At 75.7% G+C, this 2,540-nt stretch carries 1 protein-coding gene; it reads left to right on the forward strand.

Annotated elements, in window-relative coordinates; all coding sequences use genetic code 11:
• A partial coding sequence (locus AB8Z36_RS38255; protein WP_369217974.1) for a type I polyketide synthase occupies positions 1–2,540 on the forward strand: 2,540 nt, incomplete at both ends.

Genomic DNA, 2,540 nt, shown 5'->3' on the forward strand with positions numbered 1-2,540 from the left:
TCACCTGGTCGCCGCACACGGCGTACGGCACCTGCTGCTCGCCGGACGCCGCGGCCCCGACGCGCCCGGCGCCGCCGAACTCGCCGCCGAGCTGCGCGGTTCGGGCGCCGACGTGGCCGTGGTGGCCTGCGACGTCGCCGACGCGGAAGCGGTGCGCGGGCTGCTCGCCGCCGTGCCCGCCGAGCACCCCGTCACCGCCGTCGTGCACACCGCGGGCACCCTCGACGACGGCCTCGTGGAGTCCCTCACCCCGGAGCGCCTGGCCGCCGTCCTGCGGCCCAAGGCCGACGCCGTGTGGCACTTGCACCAGGCCACACGCGGTCTCGACCTCGCCGCGTTCGTGGTGTTCTCCTCCCTCGCCGGTACCACCGGCGCCCCCGCCCAGGCCAACTACGCCGCGGGCAACGCCTTCCTGGACGCCGTCGCCGCCGTACGCCGGGAGCAGGGCCTGCCCGGCCTCTCCCTCGGCTGGGGCCCCTGGGTGCCCAGCGGCGGCATGACGGGTGAGCTGTCCGAGCAGGACCTGGAGCGCATGTCCCGCTCCGGCACACCCCCGCTCACCGCCGAACAGGGCCTGGCCCTCTTCGACGCCGCTCTCGCGCTGCCCCGCGCCGCCGTCGTCCCCGCCCGCCTCGACCTCGCCGTCCTGCGCGGCCACGGAGAGGTGCCGCCGCTGCTGCGCGGCCTGATCCGCACCCGGACGCGCCGCACCGTGCGCACCGGCTCCGAGGCGGCCCTCGGCCTGGCCCAGCGCCTCGCGCGGCTCGACGAGGAGGCCCGTACCGAGGCCGTCGTCGACCTGGTCCGCACCCAGACGGCCACCGTGCTCGGCCACGCCTCCGCGCACGACATCGATCCCGAGCGGCCCTTCCAGGAGCTCGGGTTCGACTCGCTGACCGCCGTCGAGCTGCGCAACCGCCTGGCCGCGGCCACCGGTCTGCGCACCTCCGCCACCGTCATCTTCGACTACCCGACCGTCGCGGCGCTCGCCGGACACCTCCTCGCTGAGCTGACCGACAGCGCCCCCGAGAGCGCCGCGCCCGCCGCCCTCCCGCGCGGCTCCGCCACCGCCGACGACCCGATCGTCATCGTCGGCATGAGCTGCCGCTACCCCGGCGGTGTCACCTCGCCCGACGACCTGTGGCGCCTGGTCACCGAGGGCACCGACGCGATCGGCGGACTGCCCGTCGACCGCGGCTGGGACCTGGACAACCTCTACCACCCCGACCCCGACCACCCCGGCACCTCGTACACGCGCTACGGCGGCTTCCTGCACGACGCGGGCGAGTTCGACGCCGGGTTCTTCGGCATGAGCCCGCGCGAGGCGCTCGCCACCGACTCCCAGCAGCGCCTGCTCCTCGAGGCCTCCTGGACGGCCGTCGAGCACGCCGGGATCGACCCGGTGACGCTGCGCGGCAGCCGTACCGGCGTCTTCGCGGGCGTGATGTACAGCGACTACTCCGCGACCCTCGCCGACGAGCGCTTCGAGGGCCACCAGGGCAGCGGCACCGCACCCAGCATCGCCTCCGGCCGGGTCTCCTACGCCCTGGGCCTGGAGGGCCCGGCGGTCACGGTCGACACCGCCTGCTCCTCCTCCCTGGTCGCCATGCACTGGGCGATGCAGGCCCTGCGCGCGGGGGAGTGCTCCCTGGCCCTGGCCGGTGGTGTCACCGTGATGTCCACCCCGACCTCCCTGATCGAGTTCTCGCGCCAGCGCGGCCTGTCGCCCGACGGCCGCTGCAAGGCCTTCTCCGACGAGGCCGACGGCGTGGGCTGGTCCGAGGGCGTCGGTGTCCTCGTCCTTGAGCGGCTGTCCGACGCCCGCCGCAACGGCCACCACGTGCTGGCTGTGGTGCGCGGCTCGGCCGTCAACCAGGACGGCGCCTCCAACGGCCTGACCGCCCCCAACGGCCCCTCCCAGCAGCGCGTCATCCGCCAGGCCCTGGACGCCGCGGGCCTGCGCACCACCGACGTGGACGCCGTCGAGGCGCACGGCACCGGCACCCCCCTCGGCGACCCCATCGAGGCCCAGGCGCTCCTGGCCACCTACGGTCAGGACCGCGATCCCGAACGGCCGCTGCTGCTCGGCTCGGTGAAGTCCAACCTCGGGCACACCCAGGCCGCCGCCGGTGTCGCCGGAGTCATCAAGATGATCCAGGCGATGCGCCACGGCGAACTGCCGCGCACCCTGCACGCGGGCGCGCCCTCCCGGCACGTCGACTGGGAGGCCGGTGCGGTCACCCTCCTGAACGAGCACACCGCCTGGCCCGAGACCGGCCGCCCCCGGCGTGCCGCCGTGTCCTCCTTCGGCATCAGCGGCACCAACGCGCACGTCGTCCTCGAACAGGGCGAACCCGCCGCCGTCCCGGAGCGTGCCGGGGCCACCGCCCCCGCCGTCCTGCCCTGGACGCTGTCCGGCCGCACCCGTCCCGCCCTGCGCGCCCAGGCCGCCCGCCTCCTCGCCCATCTGGACGCCCGCCCCTGCGACGCCCCCGCCGACCTCACCCTTTCCCTCGCCACCACCCGCCCGGCCTTCGAAC

It is taken from the genome of Streptomyces flavofungini, from assembly GCF_041028215.1.
Taxonomy (GTDB): Bacteria; Actinomycetota; Actinomycetes; order Streptomycetales; family Streptomycetaceae; genus Streptomyces; species Streptomyces flavofungini_B.